The following is an 18,353-nucleotide window of genomic DNA, read 5'->3' on the forward strand; positions in this document are numbered from 1 at the left end:
AAATTAGCCAAACCTCTCCACAAGCGCTGCGACCTGTCGCGGACCGAGGCCGCGAACGCGTCGGGACTGCGCGATTCCGTACTCTTCGAGCAATACCTGCGCTCGTACTTTACCAACTCCGGGAAGGGCCTCGAGCAGCGCGCTGACGCGCAACTTCCCGACGGCGTCGTCCGACTTGCCCTTCGCGATGACCTTCGAGATCGTCGTACTGCCGGATTTCAGATCTTGCTTCACCTGTGCCCGAACGGCGCGCGCCGCGGCGGCACGTTCGAGTGCTTCAGCGCGTTGCTCGGGGGTGAGTTGCGGCAGAGCCATGGTTGTCTCCTAGTGAGTCAGCGTAGTGCCTTATGGCGAAACTACCCATCACCACCCAAATTGGCAACGGCAAAATCACCGCCAATGCCTTATATTCCGCCGCATAGTATCCGTTGTCGGGGTGCTGATCAGCGGCCCAATGCGCGGGCTACTTCCTCACTTGAACGCAAAGCCGCTGATCGGAGCGACGATTCGTTCGGACCTGCGCGCAGGATGCCCCTCGATGAGGACGCCAGCACGGCTCGACGCGCTTCGCCAAAGACAGATTGAAGTTCCGCAGGTCCTGCGCCCTGCGAACCGACTCCGGGGGCGAGCAACGGTCCGTGAACCCCCGCGAGATCGACGCCGAGGCGCACTGCCGCGTCCCCGATCGTGGCGCCCACGACGAGTCCGACTGGGCCAAAGGGCTCGTCGGCAAACGAAGAGTTGATCTCACCGGCCGAGCGGGCGATCTCCCCCGCCACGCTCACGCCATCCGCGTTGCGCGCGTGCTGCACGCTCGCACCCTCCGGGTTCGACGTGAGCGCGAGCACGAAGACGCCCCGACCCGCAGCGATCGCCTGGTCGATCGCGGGCCGCAGTGACCCGAAGCCGAGGAAGGGCGAGAGCGTCACGGCGTCGCCGGCCAGCGGCGAGTCGCCCAGGTAGGCGTCGGCGTATCCTGCCATCGTCGATCCGATATCGCCGCGCTTGGCGTCGACGATGCACAGCGTGTCCAGATCACGCGCCGTAGCGACGACCTCCTCCAGCACCGCCACGCCGCGCGAGCCGTGCCGCTCGAACAGTGCCGATTGCGGCTTGACCGCCGCGACGAGGCCCCCCACTGCGCGAAGCACCGCTAGGGAGAAGGCGGCGACCCCATCAGCGGTGTCCGGGAGCCCCCACGCGTCGAGCAGCGACGCGTGAGGGTCGATTCCCACGCACAGCGGACCGCGGGCGTCCATGGCGGCCGCGAGCCGACTTCCGAATGTCATGTCAGGCCCCCGGCTTGACGACGTAGGTCTGCAGCGGGTGAACGTCGAACGCCCCGCCATGCAGTTGCGCCTCGATCGCCTGCACCGCAGCCGACAGTTGCTGCACGGTCGTGATGATCGCCTTGTCCGCGGCGGTCGTGGCGGCGCGGATCTCGTAGCCGTCCGCGCGCGATCCCTGCGAGTTCGGCGTGTTGATGACCATGTCGACCTCGCCGGTCGAGATCAGGTCCACGATCGTCGGCTCGCCGTTCGGACCCCGGCCGTCGGACTGCTTGCGCACCTGCACCGAGGAGATGCCGTTCCGCTTGAGCACCAGCGCGGTTCCCTCCGTCGCCAGCAGTTCGAAGCCGAGTTCGGCGAGGCGCTTGACAGGCAGTACCGCCAATCGCTTGTCGCGATCAGCGACCGAGACGAATACTCGTCCCTTGGTTGGTAGCCCGCCGAACGCGGCGGCCTGCGATTTCGCGAATGCGGTCGGGAAATCCGCGTCGAAGCCCATGACCTCGCCCGTGGAGCGCATCTCGGGACCGAGCACGGTGTCCACCGCAACGCCCGCACGGGTGCGGAAGCGCTTGAACGGCAGCACCGCCTCCTTGACGGCCAGCGGGGCGTTGGGGTTGATCGAGCCGCCATCGCCATCGGCGGGCAACGACCCATCGGCCCGCAGTTCGGCGATCGTGGCACCCGCCATGACCCGCGCGGCCGCCTTGGCGAGCGGTACGCCGGTCGCCTTGGAGACGAACGGGACGGTGCGCGACGCCCGCGGGTTGGCCTCGAGCACGTAGAGGACGTCCGAGACGAGCGCGTACTGCACGTTCATGAGGCCGCGCACGCCGATGCCCTTCGCCAGGGCCACGGTCGAACGCCGGATGCGGTCGATTTCCTGCCGGGACAGGGTTACCGGCGGCAGCACGCACGCGGAATCACCCGAGTGAATGCCTGCCTCCTCGATGTGCTCCATCACGCCGCCGAGGTACAGGTCCTCGCCGTCGTAGATCGCGTCCACGTCGATCTCGATCGCATCGTCCAGGAAGCGGTCGATCAAGATGGGCGCAAGGTGCCCGCCGGTGGCGATCGCCGCGTCGAGGGCGCGCTGCACATACGAGGTGAGTTGCTCGCGGCCGTACACGATCTCCATGCCGCGGCCACCGAGCACGTAGGACGGGCGCACGAGCACCGGATACCCGATGCGTTCGGCCACCGTGATGGCCTGCTGCACGGACGTGGCAGTGCCGAATGCCGGCGCCGGAAGTCCAGCCTCTTCGAGCACGCGCCCGAACTCCCCACGGTCCTCGGCCGCGTCGATCGCGGACGGCGATGTCCCGAGGATCGGCACGCCATAATCAGCCAGTCCCTGCGCGAGGGACAGCGGGGTCTGGCCACCGAGTTGGACTATGACGCCCTTGATCGGTCCCGCCGCTAGCTCGGCCTCGTAGACCTCGAGCACGTCCTCCAGCGTGAGCGGCTCGAAGTACAGGCGGTCCGAGGTGTCGTAGTCCGTTGAGACGGTTTCGGGGTTGCAGTTGACCATGATGGTCTCGTACTGGTCCGATAGGGCAAGCGTTGCGTGCACGCACGAGTAGTCGAACTCGATGCCCTGGCCGATGCGGTTGGGTCCGGATCCGAGGATGATCACGGCCTCGCGCTCGCGCGGGCGCACCTCGGTCTCCTCGTCATAGGACGAGTAGTGGTACGGCGTCCGCGCCTCGAATTCTGCGGCGCAGGTGTCGACCGTCTTGAACACGGGGCGGATGCCGAGCGCCTTGCGGATCTCGAACACGGTCGCCGCGCCGCGGCCATGGATGCCGCGTAGCGAGGCGATCTGCTTGTCCGAGAGCCCGTGGCGCTTGGCGAACCGCAGCAGATCGGCATCCAGCGCGTCGGCCGAACGCACAGCGTTCGCCACGTCGTTGATGAGGGCGATCTGGTCAAGGAACCAAGGGTCGATCCCGGTGGCGGCGTAGACCTCGTCCACCGAAGCGCCGCCGCGCAAAGCCTGCTGCACCTGGATTATGCGCTGCTCGGTGGGGCGCTTGATGAGTTCGAGCAGTTCCGTTAGTTCCGCTCCGCTCGGTGCCTCGCCGTCCCAGTGGAAGGTCGAGCCCGCCTTGTCGATCGACCGCATGGCCTTGCCGAGCGCCTCGGTGAAGTTACGGCCGAGCGCCATGGCCTCGCCGACCGACTTCATGGTCGTGGTCAGCGTGTCGTCGGCCGCCGGGAACTTCTCGAACGCGAAGCGCGGAACCTTGACGACGATGTAGTCGAGAGTCGGCTCGAAGCTCGCCGGAGTCGACTCGGTGATGTCGTTGGGGATCTCGTCCAGGGTGTAGCCCACCGCGAGCTTCGCGGCGATCTTCGCGATCGGGAAGCCCGTCGCCTTCGAGGCGAGCGCGGACGAGCGCGAAACGCGCGGGTTCATTTCGATGACGATGATGCGCCCCGTGTCGGGGTGAACGGCGAACTGGATGTTGCAGCCGCCGGTGTCCACGCCGACCTCGCGGATGACCGCGATGCCGATGTCGCGCAACCGCTGGAACTCGCGGTCCGTCAGCGTGAGCGCCGGTGCCACGGTGATGGAATCGCCCGTGTGCACGCCGACCGGGTCCACGTTCTCGATCGAGCAGACGACCACGACGTTGTCGTGCTTGTCGCGCATCAGTTCGAGTTCGTATTCCTTCCACCCGAGGATCGACTCCTCCAGCAGCACCTCGGTGGTGGGCGAGTAGTGCAGACCCTGACCCACAATCTGGCGCAGGTCCGCCTCGTCGTAGGCGATGCCGGAGCCGAGACCGCCCATGGTGAAGGACGGGCGCACGACGACGGGGTACTTGAGGTCGATGACGGCCTCGAGTGCCTCGTCCAGGGTGTGGATGATCGCCGAGCGAGCCGACTCTCCCCCGGCGACCTCAACGACCTGCTTGAACTGCTCGCGGTCCTCGCCCTTCTCGATCGCGGCGATGTTGGCACCGATCAGCTCGACGCCGTAGCGGTCGAGCACGCCGGCCTCGGCGAGGCCGATCGCCGCGTTCAGCGCGGTCTGCCCGCCCAGGGTCGGCAGTAACGCGTCGGGGCGCTCCTTGGCGATGATCGAGGTCAGGACCTCGGTCGTGATCGGCTCCACGTACGTGGCGTCGGCGAACTCGGGGTCCGTCATGATCGTCGCGGGGTTGGAGTTGACGAGGATGACCCGCAGGCCCTCCTCCTTGAGAACGCGGCAGGCCTGGGTACCCGAGTAGTCGAACTCGCAGGCCTGCCCGATCACGATCGGCCCGGAGCCGATCACCATTACGGACTGGATGTCATCGCGGCGTGGCACTTACTTCTCCTCGTTTGCGGCGGCAACGCCGTTGTTCTGCATCAGGTCGATAAAGCGGTCGAACAGGTAGGCGGCGTCGTGCGGTCCGGCCGCGGCCTCCGGGTGGTACTGCACCGAGAACGCGGGCACGTCGAGCGCGCGCAGTCCCTCCACCACGTTGTCGTTGAGACCCACATGAGACACGACCACGCGACCGTAGCGCCCGCCGTCGTGCGGGGCGATGGACTCGCCGTCGATGGGTGCGTCCACGGCGAAGCCATGGTTGTGCGCGGTGACCTCCACCTTGCTGGTCTCCCGGTCCAGCACCGGCTGGTTGATCCCGCGGTGCCCGTAGTTCAACTTGTAGGTGCCGTAGCCGAGGGCGCGCCCGAGGATCTGGTTGCCGAAGCAGATGCCGAAGTAAGGGATCTTGCGATCCAGCACCTCGCGCAGCAGCTCGACCTCGTGCGTTGCGGCCCCGGGGTCGCCGGGGCCGTTCGAGAAGAACACGCCGTCGGGTTCGAGGGCCGTGATCTCTTCGATGGTGATGGACGAGGGCACCACGTGAACTCGGATGCCACGTTCCGCCATGCGCAGGGGTGTCATCGACTTGATGCCGAGGTCCACGGCGACGACCGTCGCGCGCCGCTCCCCCTGCGGTTCGATCGTGAATGCCTGATCGGTCGAGACTTCGCGGGCGAGGTCGGCGCCGGCCATCTTCGGCGCGGCGAGCACCTTGTGCACCAGGTCGGCCACGGGCAGGTCCCTGCCTGACGGGTCGATCAGTTCCTCGCCGGAGAAGATGCCGGCGCGCATCACTCCGCGCTCGCGCAGGTGGCGGGTCAGCGCGCGGGTGTCGATGTCGCTGATGCCGACGATGCCCTGCGCCTCCAGCTCGGACTCGAGGCTGCGCTCGGAACGCCAGTTGGATGGCCGGGGCGACGGATCGCGCACGATGAATCCGGCGACCCAGATCTTGCGCGACTCATCGTCCTCGTCGTTGATGCCGGTGTTCCCGATGTGCGGGGCGGTCATGACGACGATCTGGCGGTGATACGACGGATCGGTCAGGGTTTCCTGATAGCCGGTCATGCCGGTGTTGAAGACGATCTCCCCCACCGTTACCCCGCGGGCGCCGAAGGATCTGCCCGTGAAGGCGCGTCCGTCCTCCAGGACGAGCACCGCCCTGTCCGCGTGGAAGTTTGTCAGCGCAGACGTTGCGCCAGCCGAATGTGTCACGAAGACTCCTCAGACGTCATTGGGTTTGGGGTGCTAGTTGATGTTGGCGATGAGGGCTGGGTGCCGGCCGGCCCGGGCAGCGCACCGGGTTTGGCCCCCGATTCTGGCGCAACAGGCACGATGAGCGCGTCGACAGCGTCGCCGAGTGCGGCGCGCTCGCCCCGCTCGACGACGCGTAGCCCGCTGTCGACGGGCGGGCCGCCACCGGCCGGCCGCCAGGTGATGATGTCCAGGCCCTCATGTGGTGCGTACTTGCCGGCGATTCCCGTCGCGGCGGTACGCTCCGTGAGCGTGTCGGCCGGTATGAAGATGTCCTGCTCGCCCCGCCGTGCGATATGGACTCCCGCCGGGTACGCAGTCACGATAGCGTCTGACCGGTTGCCGAGTCCGAACACGCCAATCCGGCGCAGCCAGTCGCCGTGCGGCGTGGTCGAGACGTAGATGGCGTGGAGCGGACCCGCTAGCGCGGTGCCGAGTTCCGACGCGCCCGGCACCGGATAGAGGCTCGGGACGAGCTCACCACCGTCCTTGCGGCGGCGAGCGAAGCCGATCAATACCGCGAGGAGCAGGACGAGGCCGAGGACGACCCAGAGGCCGACCGCGACGGGTACGGGCAGGTTCACGCGCCTGCCTCGATCCGCACCGGCGCGGCGTCCAGGATGGTGGCCCGGCCGCGCAGGAACGTGGCACGCACGACACCGGGAAGCTCGCGTCCGCGCAGCGGCGAATTCTCGGACGCGGTCTGCTGATCGGCGGGCCGCACCTCGCGCGTGGCCTTCGGGTCGACGAGCGTGATGTTGGCCGGCTCCCCGGCGGCCAGGGGTCGTCCCTGGGCCCTTGGTCCCTCGTCGATCCGGCCGATCCTTGCCGGCGCCGCCGAGAGCACGCGGGCTACATCGCCCCAGGTCATGCGCCCGGTGTCGACCATGGTCTGCTGGACCACGGACAGGACGGTTTCAAGACCAGTCATGCCGAAGGCGGCCGCCGCCCACTCGCAGTCCTTGTCCTCCCGCGGGTGCGGGGCGTGGTCGGTCGCGACGATGTCGATCGTGCCGTCGGCGAGTCCTTCGCGGACGGCCTCGACATCCGCAGCGGTTCGCAACGGCGGGTTGACCTTGTAGATCGGGTCGTAGGTACGCGCCAGGTCGTCGGTGAGCAGCAGGTGGTGCGGGGTCACCTCGGCCGTGACGTTGATGCCGCGCGACTTGGCCCAGCGGATGATCTCCACCGAGCCGGCGGTCGAGAGGTGGCAGACATGGAGGCGCGACCCGACGTGCTCGGCGAGCAGGACGTCGCGGGCGATGATCGCCTCCTCGGCGACGGCGGGCCAGCCGGCGAGGCCGATCTCGGCGGAAACGATCCCCTCGTTCATCTGCGCGTTCTCGGTCAGCCGGGGCTCCTGCGCGTGCTGCGCGATAACACCATCGAACGCCTTGACGTATTCGAGCGCGCGGCGCATCAGCACCGGGTCCCACACGCACTTCCCGTCATCGGAGAAGACCCGGACCCGAGCCGCGGAATCCGCCATCGCCCCGAGTTCGGCGAGTTGTTCCCCCTCCAGGCGCACGCTGACGGCACCGATCGGCACGACGTCCACCCAGCCGGCCTTCTCGCCGAGGCGCAGCACCTGCTCCACGACGCCGGCGGTGTCCTGGACCGGTGAGGTGTTGGCCATGGCGTGAACGGCGGTAAATCCGCCCGCAGCGGCGGCGCGCGTGCCGGATTCGACCGTCTCGGCGTCCTCGCGGCCGGGTTCGCGCAGGTGCGTGTGCAGGTCCACCAGCCCTGGCAGGGCGATCAGCCCGCGTGCATCGACCACGTACGCTCCCTGGGCGTCAGGGGTATTGCGCAACGATCCGGGCTCCCCGATCTCAGCGATCACGCCGCCGCGCACGAGGATGTCCCGCTCCTGCTCACCCAGCAGGCTCGCGCCCTCGATCAGTAGCAGTCCGGTGCCGTCAGGCAGTGCCTGCTGGTTGGGGTTCACGAGTTCTCCTTCGGGGCGTTGAGCGATGTCGTGGCGGCGTCGGTGCGGCCGGTCAGTAGGAGGTAGAGCACGGCCATCCGCACGGCCACGCCGTTGGTGACCTGCTCGACTATGACCGAGCGCGGCGAGTCGGCGGCATCGGCGCTGATCTCGAGCCCGCGGTTCATAGGGCCGGGATGCAGGACTATCGCGTGGTCGGGGAGCCGCGCCAGCCGGCGGCCATCGAGCCCGTACAGGCGGGTGTATTCGAGCGGCGAAGGAAAGAACCCGCCGCCCGAACTGGACATCCGCTCCCGCTGGACCCGGAGCATCATGATCGCGTCCGGCTGAACCGCGTCGATGGCCTCGTCCAGATGGTAGGAGATCTCGCAGGGCCACGACTCGATGCCCACGGGCAGGAGCGTGGGCGGGGCCACGAGCGTGACGCGCGCGCCCAGCGTGTGGAGGAGGTGGACGTTGGCGCGTGCGACGCGCGAGTGGAGTACGTCGCCGACGATCACGATCTTGAGCCCCGCCAGGTCCTTTCCCAGCGGAGATGGGACAAGGTGGCGTCGCATTGTGTAGGCGTCCAGGAGAGCCTGCGTGGGGTGCTGGTGGGTGCCATCGCCCGCGTTGATCACGGGGGCATCCAGCCAGCCCGCGGTCGCGAGCGTGTGCGGCGCGCCCGATGCCTGGTGCCGGATGATGACGGCGTCCGCGCCCATGGCCTTGAGGGTGAGCGCCGTATCCTTGAGCGATTCACCTTTGGACAGGGACGAGCCCTTCGCCGAGAAGTTGATGACGTCGGCGCTGAGCCGCTTGGCGGCCGTCTCGAAACTGATTCGCGTGCGGGTCGAATCCTCGAAGAAGAGGTTGACCACAGTCCGTCCGCGGAGTGTGGGGAGCTTCTTTACCTCGCGCTCCTGGGTGGCTGCCATCTGCGCGGTCGTGTCGAGGATGAGCACGGCCTCGTCGCGGCTGAGGTCCTGCGTCGAGAGCAGATGCTTCATCGCGCCGCCTCCCCGTCGCTCTCGGGTTGCTCGATGACCACGGCATCCTCGCCGTCGATCTCGTCAATCTGAACGCGCACGCGCTCGTCGATGGATGTCGGGAGGTTCTTGCCGACGTAGTCGGGCCGGATCGGCAGGCGCCGATGACCGCGATCGACCAGTGCGGCGAGTTGAACGGCTTGCGGGCGGCCCAGGTCCTTGATCGCATCGAGCGCAGCACGGACGGTGCGCCCGGAGAAGAGGACGTCGTCAACGAGGACGATAACGCGATCATCGATACCGGTCGCGGGGATCTCGGTGCCACCTACCGCGCGCACGGGACCCTGATGCAGGTCGTCGCGGTACATCGTGATGTCGAGCCGGCCCAGGAGATCCTCGGGAGACTCGGGGTCGACGGCGCGGATCTTCGCCGCGAGCCGGCTCGCGAGTTGCACGCCGCGGGTGGGAATGCCGAGCAGGAGAATGTCCGAGGCGCCCTTGTTGCGCTCGATCACCTCGTGGGCGATGCGAGTCAGCGCCCGATCGATGTCGGCGCTGGATAGGACGACGCGCGCCTGGCTGGATGCAGCGGAACTGCTCATGGCCGTGTGCTCCTTTCCCGCCTCACAGGACGGGTCTTAAAGAAGTGATGAACCCAAGGAAGGATTCTAGCGCACACCTGCGGCGGTCGAATTCCACAAGCGACCGGTGATGATACGAATGCCGCACCGACAAACTGCGCCCCTCGCTACCTCGGGAGGAATTCGTGGACTTTCTGCGCATCACCGTGTTCGCATTAACCGTCATTGCGGTTGCGGGGGGCATCGCTGCCAAGATTCGCATCGCGGCCCCGCTCATCCTGGTCATCCTGGGTATCGGGACGAGTCTGCTGCCGTTCGTGCCGGACGTCCAGATCGAGCCGGAGATCGTACTCACGCTGTTCTTTAGGCTGCTTCCACGGCGATGCCCGCGGCGACCTTCCGCCGTGAGTTCTCATCCATTGGCGCCTTGGCGGTGACGCTGGTGATCATCTCGGCCGTAGTGCTTGGTCTCTTCTTCACCTGGGTCGTTCCTGGCATCGGCATTTGGTGGGGCATCGCGCCCAGACGTTGAGGATGCACTCGACGACGGCTTCCGTGCGCTGCTGGTGGCGGTGGCTGCGCTCATCCTCCTATTGCTGGTCCGCTTGCTGTTCCTCGGGCCGCTGCTTACAGGCCTCTCGCGGGGAGGGAACCTGCGCGCAGCCCCAAGACCTCGAGCAGCCTCATGTCAATGCGCGCTACGCCGCGCTCCTTCGCGCGCGCAAGGACGCCAGGTACAGTTCGGGCGTTCTGGAGGCCACGTTGGCGCATCTGGATGCCGAGCAACTCATTTTGAACATGGCCAAGGGCGCTAGCTGCCACGAACCGACGGTTCACCCCATCAAAGTTCAGTTGGCCCCTACAAATTTCATACCGCGAACTGAACTTTGATGTGGCCAACGGGTGAGGCTGGCTGCGGTCAACGGGTGAGGCGCCGATCAGTCGGACTTTGGTGGCCCTGCGGCGAGGTCATCCCGCACCACACGGCGCAGGACCTTGCCGATCTGCGACTTCGGCAGCTCCTTGACGATGAAGATCTCCTTGGGGATCGCGTAGCGAGCGAGGTGCTCGGAGCACCAGTGCCGCACCGCGTCCAGGTCAACCTTGGGGATCTCGACCTTGGGCAGTTCGACCTTGGGGATCTCCACGCTGGGCAGGTCGAGGTGCGGAAGCTCCAGGTGCGGCAGTTCGGGCAGGTCGATCTCTGGGAGCCCCGGAGCCCCCTCGGGTAGCACGATGGCGGCCACGACCCGCTCCCCCAGGTCCCCGCCGGGCAGCCCCACTACGGCCACCTCCTGGACGCCGGGCATCTGGTTCAGCACGGCCTCGACCTGCGAGGGGAACACCTTGAAGCCACCCGTGATGATGAGTTCCTTCACGCGGTCGACGAGTTTGACGAAGCCGCGGTCATCGACGACCACCACGTCGCCGGTCCGGAGCCACCGCACGCCATCGCGCTCAACCCACGGCTGGTCCGCATCGTCCGCGCCCCAGTAGCCGGCGAATACCTGGGGTCCGGCGATCAGCAGTTCGCCGCGCTCCCCGATGGCGACGTCGCGCTCGGGGTCGTCCTGATCCACCACGCGAATCTGCGTCGACGGGAACGGCAGTCCCAGCCAGCCGGGACGCCGCTGCGGGCCGATCGGATTGCCGAGGGCCACGGGTGAGCACTCGGTCATCCCGTAGCCCTCGATCACGTAGCCGCCGGTGAGCGCCTCCCATGCCTCTGCGGTCGCGCCGGGCAGCGCCATCGCCCCGGAGAGCACGTATCGCATGCTACTGAAGTCGGCCTTCTCGCTCTTGGCGGCCGCGACGATGCGCTCCAGCATGGGCGGGACGGCCGCCATGAACGTTCCGGGGATGCGGCGCTGGGTCTCGACGACCTCCTTCGCAACGAACTTGGGGAACAGCACGATCGTTCCGGCCACGCGGAGCCCGAAGGCGAGCGTGAGCATCATCCCGTAGGCGTGGAACAGCGGCAGCACGCCGTACATCACCGAAGGTTCGGCATCGCTGGCATTCAGGCCCGTCCATGCCTCCCCCTGGATGGCGTTGGCGACGAGGTTGCGGTGCGTCAGGACGGCGCCGCGCGGAACCCCGGTCGTGCCCCCGGTGTACTGGAGCAGAGCCGTGTCTTCGGCGCCCGGATAGGGGAACGAAGGCGGCAGTGGCCGGGACCGGGCAACGAGCCCGTGCCAGTCGAGGGCGCGCGCGGGCACATCGGACATCAGTTGGGCACGCGTCTCGCGCGCCTTCCTGATCGGGAGCCGTAGCGCGAATCGCTTGAACGTCGGCAGATCCCGGGACAAGTCGACGCTCAGGAGGTGACGCACAGCCGTTTCGGGGATGGCCTCGGCCACACGCAGCGAGGTCGGCTGCCAGGCGATGACCACCGTTGCACCCGAGTCGAGTAGTTGCTTGCGCAGTTCCTCGACCGAGTACAGCGGATTGTGCTCGACGACCACCGCACCGAGGCGCAGCGCGCCCAGGAACGCGACGACGTGGCTGGGACAGTTGGGTAGCGCAAGTGCTACCCGGTCGCCCTTGCCCACTCCCAGGGATCGCAGTGCGGTCGCCGCCCGAGCGACCTGCTCTCCCAACGCGCGGTAGGACGTCTTGCGTCCCATGAAGTAAAGGGCGGTTCGCGTCGGATGCAGATGCACCGCCCGGCCGAAGGCGGCGAGGAGGGACTCGTCCGGAATCTCCACCTCGCGCGGCACACCGGGGCACGCCAGGTAGGTGCCGTCCGGCGCGGTCACGAGCGACTCTGACACGAGATCTTCCGCGGTGCTTCCCATGCCCAGATCGTAACCTACGCAACCGTAAGTTATCTGGGCACTAAGGTCACGCCTTCAGCGTAGGCAGCACCTGCACGACGCGACCGAGCAGGCCGTTCACGAAGTTGGGCGACTCGTCGGTCGACAGTTCGCGGACCATGGACGTGGACTCGTCCAGCACGACCTCGCTCGGGATGTCGTTGCCGTAGAGCAGTTCCCACACGCCGATGCGCAGCGCGATCCGATCTACCGCGGGCATGCGCTCGATGGTCCACCCGCGCGAGTACGTTGCGAGGATCTCGTCGATCTCCCCCTGGTGGGTCGCGACTCCCTCGACGATCTCCCCGGCGTACTCCGGCGGGGTTGTCTGGCGTGGGCCCGGCTCGATGCGGCGGTCGGCGAGGACCACGAGCGGGTCAGAACCCCGCTGCTCAGCTTCGAAGAGGATGTCCAGTGCCCGCCTACGGGCTTTGCTGCGAGCTGGCACTTAGTCGTTCACGCGCCCCAGGTAGGAGCGGTCGCGGGTGTCGACCTTGACCTTGGTGCCCTGCTCGACGAACAGGGGAACCTGGATCTGAGCGCCGGTCTCGAGCGTGGCGGGCTTGGTGCCGCCGGTGGAGCGGTCGCCCTGCAGGCCGGGCTCGGTGTAGGTGATCTCAAGAACGACCGACGAGGGCAGGTCGATGTAGAGCGGAGCGTCGTTGTGCGAGGCGACCTGCACGACGGTGTTCTCCAGCAGGAAGTCCTTGGCGTCGCCGACGATGGCGTCCGAGATCGGCACCTGGTCGTAGGTCGAGGTGTTCATGAAGATGTAGTCCGAGCCGTCGTGGTACAGGTACTCCATGTCGGACTTGTCGACGTTGGCGGTCTCGATCTTGGCCCCGGCGTTGAACGTCTTGTCGACAACCTTCCCGGTGAGCACGCTCTTGAGCTTGGTGCGCACGAATGCGCCACCCTTGCCGGGCTTGACGTGCTGGAACTCGAGAACGTTCCAGAGCTGACCGTCGATGTTCAGCACGGTCCCGTTCTTGATGTCGTTGGTGGTCGCCACGATGGGGCCTTTCAGTCGAAAGTGGTTGAGTGAGCCGGTCAGCAATTCTAGCGCCAACCGGCGGCTGGTCTCGCGCCCAGGCGGGGCGGGGTCAGATCAGCCAGGCGCCGAGTCCGCCGCAGGCGGCCGCGAACAGCAGCGATGCGAGCGTGCCGATGACGAATCTCTCGGAGGCATCGGGGTTGCCCTTCAGCTCGGCGAACCGGCCCAGGCCCTTGACCGCGACGACGATCGCGACTGCGCTCGGCTGACCCGTGAGGATCGCAGCTGCGACCCCCGCGCGTTCCAGGTAGCCGATCCAGCGTCCCCCGCGCAGGGCGTCCTTGGCCTGCTTGGACGAGGGTCCCTGTCCCTCCCCCGATCGCCGTGCGCCCCGGCTCGCGAGTGCCAGGACCCCGACGGTGAACCAGTATCCGCCGGCGACCGCGAGGATCAGGGCTCCTGCGCCTATGAGTGCTGCGGTCACGCTTCTCCTTGGGTTTTTTCGAGGACGAGTTCTCCGGCGAGCTCATCGAGTAGCGGCAGGACTGCGAGTTCCTCGCTCCAGGCGGCGCGTCGGAGGTGACGCGACACCGCCTGGGCGCTGACGCCGAATGTTCGGGCAATGTCAGTCTGCGCCACCATTTCGCTGCGCGCGAGCGCCCACTGCGCGATCCGGTTGTGGCCGCCGGCCGGAACGGTGGCATCGATATACTCCCACGATCGTGCGGTACGCCGGTCATAGACGACACCGAGGAGCTGGACCGCCGCCTCGAAGCGCGCTGGTTCCGCTTGCGGGTCGACCGATCGCACGACGAAGGGTACGTTGGTGCGCTTGTTCTGGGCTGCGGTGACCGCCTCGCGCGCGGCGATGAATGCCGGACCGCTGGCCTCTCGAGTGTCGGATGCGCGGGCGGTCGCGTCGTTGAGCGGCCCGATGCCGATGCCGATCTGCCACCCGCCGAGCCGCAGTGCGGACCGTGCGGCGGCAACGACTAGCGCCGGATCGATCGCCACCATCTGGACCTCGTCCCCGGCGGTGCGTTCCGCGGGAAGTAGCCAGCCGGGGGTGAACTCGGCAGCGGCTACTCCCGGGTCAGTTGCCGCCCGCGGACCGCCAAGTCCTGCCAGCACTGCCAGCAGCTCGGGGACGCGGTCTGCGCCTTCCCTGGATCTGTCCTGGTCGATCGTCAGCACGAACATGAATCAACCCTATTCGGTTGTTTTGTAATAATCAACCGGAATTGATTGATTTCCTCAGGACGCCGGGCCCGTCAGCGCGGCAAGTGCGAGCCGGTACGAATCAAATCCGAAGCCGGCGATCGTGCCGGTCGCGATGGGCCCGATCACCGACAGGTGGCGGAACTCCTCGCGCGCATACGGGTTGGAGATGTGAACCTCGATGAGGCGTAACCCGCCTTTGGTCACCATCGCAGCGGCGTCGCGCAGAGCGTAGGAGTAGTGCGTGAAGGCCGCCGGGTTGAGCACGACATCGGCGCGAGCGTCCACCGCCTCATGTAGCCAGCCCACCAGTTCGGCCTCGTCGTCGGTCTGGCGGACTTCCGCCGTCAGCGCTGTTCCGGCGGTCCACTCGTCCACGGACGACGCAAGGTCGGCGAGCGACAGGGAACCGTACACGTCGGGCTCGCGCACGCCGAGACGACCGAGATTGGGACCGTTCAATACCAGTACATGGGGCATGATCCGATCTTATCCGCGCCGGTGATCCCCACCAACGCTCAGGCGCCCTTCGCCTCCACACCCGGCCGGACCTGCGCAAAGCCGATATCGTGGAGGCACACAGACAAGGGGGCCGCATGACCATTCAGGTACGGCAGATATCGAAGAGTTTTGGTTCACTCAAGGCGCTGGACAACGTCTCATTCGATGTCACTCCCGGACGGCTCACTGGATTCGTCGGCGGGAACGGTGCAGGCAAGACGACCACGATGCGCATCATCCTCGGGGTGCTGTCCCAGGACTCCGGGACGGTGCTCACGAACGGCACTCCCCTGGCGGCCGGGCACCGCAGTGCATTCGGCTACATGCCAGAGGAGCGGGGTCTCTATCCGAAGATGAAGGTGCGCGAACAACTCGTCTACCTCGCTCGCCTGCACGGTCTTTCCCGGGAGGTGGCGACCGCCAATGCCGATGCGCTCATCGAGCGGCTCGAACTCGGACATCGCGCGGGTGACCCGGTCGAGCAACTGTCACTCGGTAACCAGCAGCGCGCGCAGGTCGCGGCCGCGCTGGTCCACGAGCCCGACTTCCTGGTCCTGGACGAGCCCTTCTCCGGGCTGGATCCCATGGCGGTCGATGTCGTCCTGAACGTGCTCACGGAGACCGCGGAACGAGGGATTCCGGTGTTGCTGTCATCCCACCAGCTCGACGTGGTCGAGCGACTGTGCGATGACCTCGTCATCATCGCGGGCGGCCAGATCCGCGCCGCCGGTTCGAAGGACGAACTGCGCGAGCAGCACTCTCCCCCGCGCTATCGCCTGCGCGCGGACGACGTATCGGCAGCGACCCGGCCGGGCGTCACTGTCATCGAGACCGGCCCGGGCGAGGTGACGTTCGACAGCCCGGACGAGGCGCTCGCGCAATCCGTTCTGGCCGACGCGCTGGCGCGCGGGGCCGTGCGAGAGTTCGCGCCGCAGCGACCCCGCCTCACTGAGATCTTCCGCGAGGTCGTGACCGATGCCGCACCCCGTGATGGGCACGACGATGGGGAGGACCGCAAATGACCGCCCACGCTCCGCTTCGCAGTTCCACCGCTATCCGCCTCGTCGCCGCTCGCGAGATCGGCGCGCAGCTGCGCTCGAAGTCGTTCATCATCTCCACGGTGGTCATGCTCGTGCTGATCCTCGCCGCCATCGTCGGCAGCGCGCTGCTTGGGGGCGGGGACAGTCGCGCCCCCGTCGCCGCAATCCCGCAGACCGAGGCCTACGTTGCCGACAACCCCGCACTTGAGGTCACGGTCTACGAGGACGAGAATGCCGCTCGGGCTGCCGTCCTGGCCGGGGACGAGGACGCGGCGATCCTTCCATCGTCGGACTCCGCACAGGACCCGTTCGGCTTCTATCTAGTGGCCGCGCAGGACGCGCCAATCGACGCGATCGATGCCCTGTCGGCCGCTCCGCGCGTGGAACTGCTGGAACCACCCACGACGTCAGAGGGGCTGCGCTACCTCGTGTCCTTCGCCTTCGGAATCGTCTTCATGGTGGCCGCGCTCACCTTCGGCTCGATGATCGCCCAGAATACGGTGGTCGAGAAGCAGACGCGCACGGTCGAGATCCTCCTGTCGGCGGTGCCCGCCCGCTCCCTCCTGGGAGGCAAGATCCTCGGAAACAGCGCACTCGCGGTCGGACAGACGGCCCTGATCGTGGGCACGGCGATGATCGGCCTGGTCGTGACTGGGCAGGCCGACATCCTGCAGGTGCTCAGCGTGTCGATGCTCTGGTTCGTGGCCTTCTTCGTCGTCGGATTCGTGATGCTGGCGGCGGTGTACGCGGGGTCGGCTTCGCTCGTCTCCAGGATCGAGGACACGGGCTCGGTGCTCACTCCGGTTACTTGGCTGGCCATGGCCCCGTACTTCGTCGTCGTGTTCTTCTCGACGAACGAGACGGTCATGGCCATCGCGTCCTACGTCCCGTTCAGCGCGCCCGTGGCCATGCCCGTCCGCGTGTTCATGGGCACTGCCGCATGGTGGGAGCCACTGATCTCCCTAGCGGTACTTGCTGGCTCCGCGTGGGTCGGCATCGCCCTCGCGGCGGCCGTGTACAGCAGGACGGTGCTGCGCACCGGCGCCCGCGTGAAGCTCAAGGATGCGCTGACGGCCGAGAAGTAGTGGACGCTGTCACTTAGTCCGCGGCTTCGCGCGCCGCATCCGCTGTGTGGCTGTCCCAGGTGCGGCGCGGGCCACGCCTAAAGCGCGGCGCGAGGAACGCCACCGTGAACGCCGCGACGGCAATGCCAGCCAGCACGCTCCCTGCTCCCAGCAGCGCGTACGACAGCCCGCCGGTCACGGCTCGCAGCACGGCATCGGCCGATTGCGGGCTGATGGCGGCGGATCCGGTAAGCGCTTCGGCACCAGCACCGCGCGCGAGATGCATGACGATCTCGAGGATTCCGGTCGCGAGCGTGGCCCAGAGTGCGGCGAAGGCCAACCAGCGCGCGCCGGCGCGCCAGGTGGCACGCTGCAAGGACAACCGGAGGGGCTCGCTGTCCTGCTCCACCAGCGATGTGGCGGTCCCGCTGTCCTTCTCCACTGGTGACGTGGCGGTCGCGCTGTCCTGCTCCACTGGTGACGTGGCGGTCGCGCTGTCTTGCTCCACCAGCGAGATGGCGGTCCCGCTGTCCTGCTCAACTGGTGACGCGGCAGTCTCCCCCTTGGCGCGGCGGCGGGTGCGGCCGCGCGCGGTCCCCGCCGCCAGCGATACCCCCGCAGCGGCGAGAAGGACGGCGAGCCACGGGAGGAATCGTCCGGCCCTGTCGATTCCCTGGTAGACCGAGCGGGCGGTGGTCAGATGGGCAGTCTGCACCAGGACAATCTCGCGATCGACGGCGCGAATGCGGCTCGCCCAGGAGTAACCGCGTTCGGTCAACCGCGCGGCGACAAACTCGATGATCGGCTTGAGTTGAATGCTCACCGTCCCGTCGCCGTCGAGCTTGATGACGCCGGGGCCGGATTCCATGAGGAGCGCATCGACGGCGGTATGGCTGAGTCGAAGCGCCTGCTCCCACGCTGCGGCGAAGCGCCGAGAGGCCAACGCGTCAGCGACTGCACCGGCAAGCGCATCTCGCGCCGCTCCGGCGAGGAGATCAGCCAGGAGCCCAACCTGGTCTTCCGAGAAGTTGAGCCGGTCTCCCATCAGCAGGGCGCCGAGTCCTGATCGGGCGAGGTCGTCGAGGCTCACCTGCGATTCGATTACCGCGACGGTCTGCTTCGCGAGGTCGCCTTGGAGTGCCGGATCGGAGGCAAGCGGTGCAAGAGCGGCGACGAACCCGTCAGTGGTGACGAAATGGGTGCGCAATCCGCTGGCCAGTGCGGCCAGCGGCGCCGTGAGAGCGAAGAGGATGCTGAGGACGATCAACGCCGTCCCGGCGCCGCGTCGCTTCGTCGTGGTGCGCGCCGATCGCTCGGTCATGTCGGTCTCCTGTTCGCCACCCGCGGTGCCGATTTCATCC

Annotated in this window: 18 protein-coding genes; 3 read left to right on the plus strand and 15 right to left on the minus strand. The window is 67.3% G+C overall.

Translation table 11 applies throughout. From position 1 onward, the window contains the following. Nucleotides 1-3: 3 nt before the first annotated feature. The 8 genes from mihF to pyrR form a co-directional block, all read right to left on the minus strand. Nucleotides 4-315, minus strand: coding sequence for an integration host factor, actinobacterial type (mihF, locus tag FB461_RS04595; protein WP_142119385.1), 312 nt, complete (start codon nucleotides 313-315; stop codon nucleotides 4-6). Between the two features lie 128 nt (nucleotides 316-443). Then, nucleotides 444-1,289, minus strand: coding sequence for an orotidine-5'-phosphate decarboxylase (pyrF, locus tag FB461_RS04600; RefSeq protein WP_142119387.1), 846 nt, complete (start codon nucleotides 1,287-1,289; stop codon nucleotides 444-446). A gap of 1 nt (nucleotide 1,290) precedes the next feature. Then, on the minus strand, nucleotides 1,291-4,605 hold the full coding sequence (carB, locus tag FB461_RS04605; protein WP_142119389.1) for a carbamoyl-phosphate synthase large subunit: 3,315 nt from the start codon (nucleotides 4,603-4,605) through the stop codon (nucleotides 1,291-1,293). Next, entirely contained in the window at nucleotides 4,606-5,823 is a 1,218-nt protein-coding gene (gene carA / locus FB461_RS04610; RefSeq protein ID WP_246046014.1) for a glutamine-hydrolyzing carbamoyl-phosphate synthase small subunit, read from the minus strand. It lies immediately after the preceding gene. Then, nucleotides 5,820-6,446 (minus strand): PH-like domain-containing protein, encoded by a 627-nt coding sequence (locus FB461_RS04615; protein ID WP_142119391.1) that lies wholly within the window; start codon nucleotides 6,444-6,446, stop codon nucleotides 5,820-5,822. Before FB461_RS04615 ends, carA begins: the two co-directional genes overlap by 4 nt. Then, nucleotides 6,443-7,765: a dihydroorotase gene (locus FB461_RS04620; protein ID WP_425466903.1), complete on the minus strand. Its 1,323-nt coding sequence runs from the start codon at nucleotides 7,763-7,765 to the stop codon at nucleotides 6,443-6,445. The genes FB461_RS04615 and FB461_RS04620 overlap by 4 nt, the downstream gene beginning before the upstream one ends. Nucleotides 7,766-7,806: 41 nt before the next feature. Next, on the minus strand, nucleotides 7,807-8,799 hold the full coding sequence (locus tag FB461_RS04625; protein WP_142119393.1) for an aspartate carbamoyltransferase catalytic subunit: 993 nt from the start codon (nucleotides 8,797-8,799) through the stop codon (nucleotides 7,807-7,809). After that, nucleotides 8,796-9,380: a bifunctional pyr operon transcriptional regulator/uracil phosphoribosyltransferase PyrR gene (pyrR, locus tag FB461_RS04630; protein ID WP_142119395.1), complete on the minus strand. Its 585-nt coding sequence runs from the start codon at nucleotides 9,378-9,380 to the stop codon at nucleotides 8,796-8,798. Before pyrR ends, FB461_RS04625 begins: the two co-directional genes overlap by 4 nt. Before the next feature lie 164 nt (nucleotides 9,381-9,544). Between pyrR and FB461_RS04635 the strand changes: the two genes are divergently transcribed. Further along, a complete protein-coding gene (locus FB461_RS04635) occupies nucleotides 9,545-9,796 on the plus strand; it encodes a hypothetical protein (protein WP_142119397.1) in 252 nt (83 codons plus the stop codon). A gap of 501 nt (nucleotides 9,797-10,297) precedes the next feature. On the opposite strand, the gene FB461_RS04640 is transcribed toward FB461_RS04635, so the two are convergent. The 6 genes from FB461_RS04640 to FB461_RS04665 form a co-directional block, all read right to left on the minus strand. Beyond that, nucleotides 10,298-12,157: an AMP-binding protein gene (locus FB461_RS04640; RefSeq protein WP_142119399.1), complete on the minus strand. Its 1,860-nt coding sequence runs from the start codon at nucleotides 12,155-12,157 to the stop codon at nucleotides 10,298-10,300. 46 nt (nucleotides 12,158-12,203) lie between these two features. Continuing rightward, nucleotides 12,204-12,623 carry a transcription antitermination factor NusB gene (gene nusB, locus FB461_RS04645; protein WP_142119401.1) on the minus strand — a complete coding sequence of 140 codons (420 nt, stop codon included), beginning with the start codon at nucleotides 12,621-12,623 and terminating at the stop codon, nucleotides 12,204-12,206. Then, nucleotides 12,624-13,187: an elongation factor P gene (gene efp / locus FB461_RS04650; protein ID WP_142119403.1), complete on the minus strand. Its 564-nt coding sequence runs from the start codon at nucleotides 13,185-13,187 to the stop codon at nucleotides 12,624-12,626. A gap of 91 nt (nucleotides 13,188-13,278) precedes the next feature. Then, a complete protein-coding gene (locus tag FB461_RS04655) occupies nucleotides 13,279-13,653 on the minus strand; it encodes a hypothetical protein (protein WP_142119405.1) in 375 nt (124 codons plus the stop codon). Next, complete coding sequence (locus FB461_RS04660; RefSeq protein ID WP_142119407.1) at nucleotides 13,650-14,369, minus strand: helix-turn-helix domain-containing protein; 720 nt, start codon at nucleotides 14,367-14,369, stop codon at nucleotides 13,650-13,652. Before FB461_RS04660 ends, FB461_RS04655 begins: the two co-directional genes overlap by 4 nt. Nucleotides 14,370-14,423: 54 nt before the next feature. Beyond that, nucleotides 14,424-14,867, minus strand: a complete 444-nt coding sequence (locus FB461_RS04665; protein WP_142119410.1) for a type II 3-dehydroquinate dehydratase — start codon at nucleotides 14,865-14,867, stop codon at nucleotides 14,424-14,426. Between the two features lie 116 nt (nucleotides 14,868-14,983). Between FB461_RS04665 and FB461_RS04670 the strand changes: the two genes are divergently transcribed. Together FB461_RS04670 and FB461_RS04675 are read left to right on the plus strand one after the other, a co-directional pair. Further along, nucleotides 14,984-15,910 carry an ABC transporter ATP-binding protein gene (locus tag FB461_RS04670; RefSeq protein WP_142119412.1) on the plus strand — a complete coding sequence of 309 codons (927 nt, stop codon included), beginning with the start codon at nucleotides 14,984-14,986 and terminating at the stop codon, nucleotides 15,908-15,910. Continuing rightward, complete coding sequence (locus tag FB461_RS04675; RefSeq protein ID WP_142119414.1) at nucleotides 15,907-17,013, plus strand: ABC transporter permease; 1,107 nt, start codon at nucleotides 15,907-15,909, stop codon at nucleotides 17,011-17,013. Before FB461_RS04670 ends, FB461_RS04675 begins: the two co-directional genes overlap by 4 nt. Before the next feature lie 13 nt (nucleotides 17,014-17,026). Here the strand turns inward: FB461_RS04675 and FB461_RS04680 are convergent, their stop codons facing one another. Then, entirely contained in the window at nucleotides 17,027-18,313 is a 1,287-nt protein-coding gene (locus tag FB461_RS04680) for a hypothetical protein (protein WP_142119416.1), read from the minus strand. Nucleotides 18,314-18,353 lie beyond the last annotated feature (40 nt).

Source organism: Rarobacter faecitabidus, assembly GCF_006716265.1.
Classification (GTDB): Bacteria; Actinomycetota; Actinomycetes; order Actinomycetales; family Cellulomonadaceae; genus Rarobacter; species Rarobacter faecitabidus.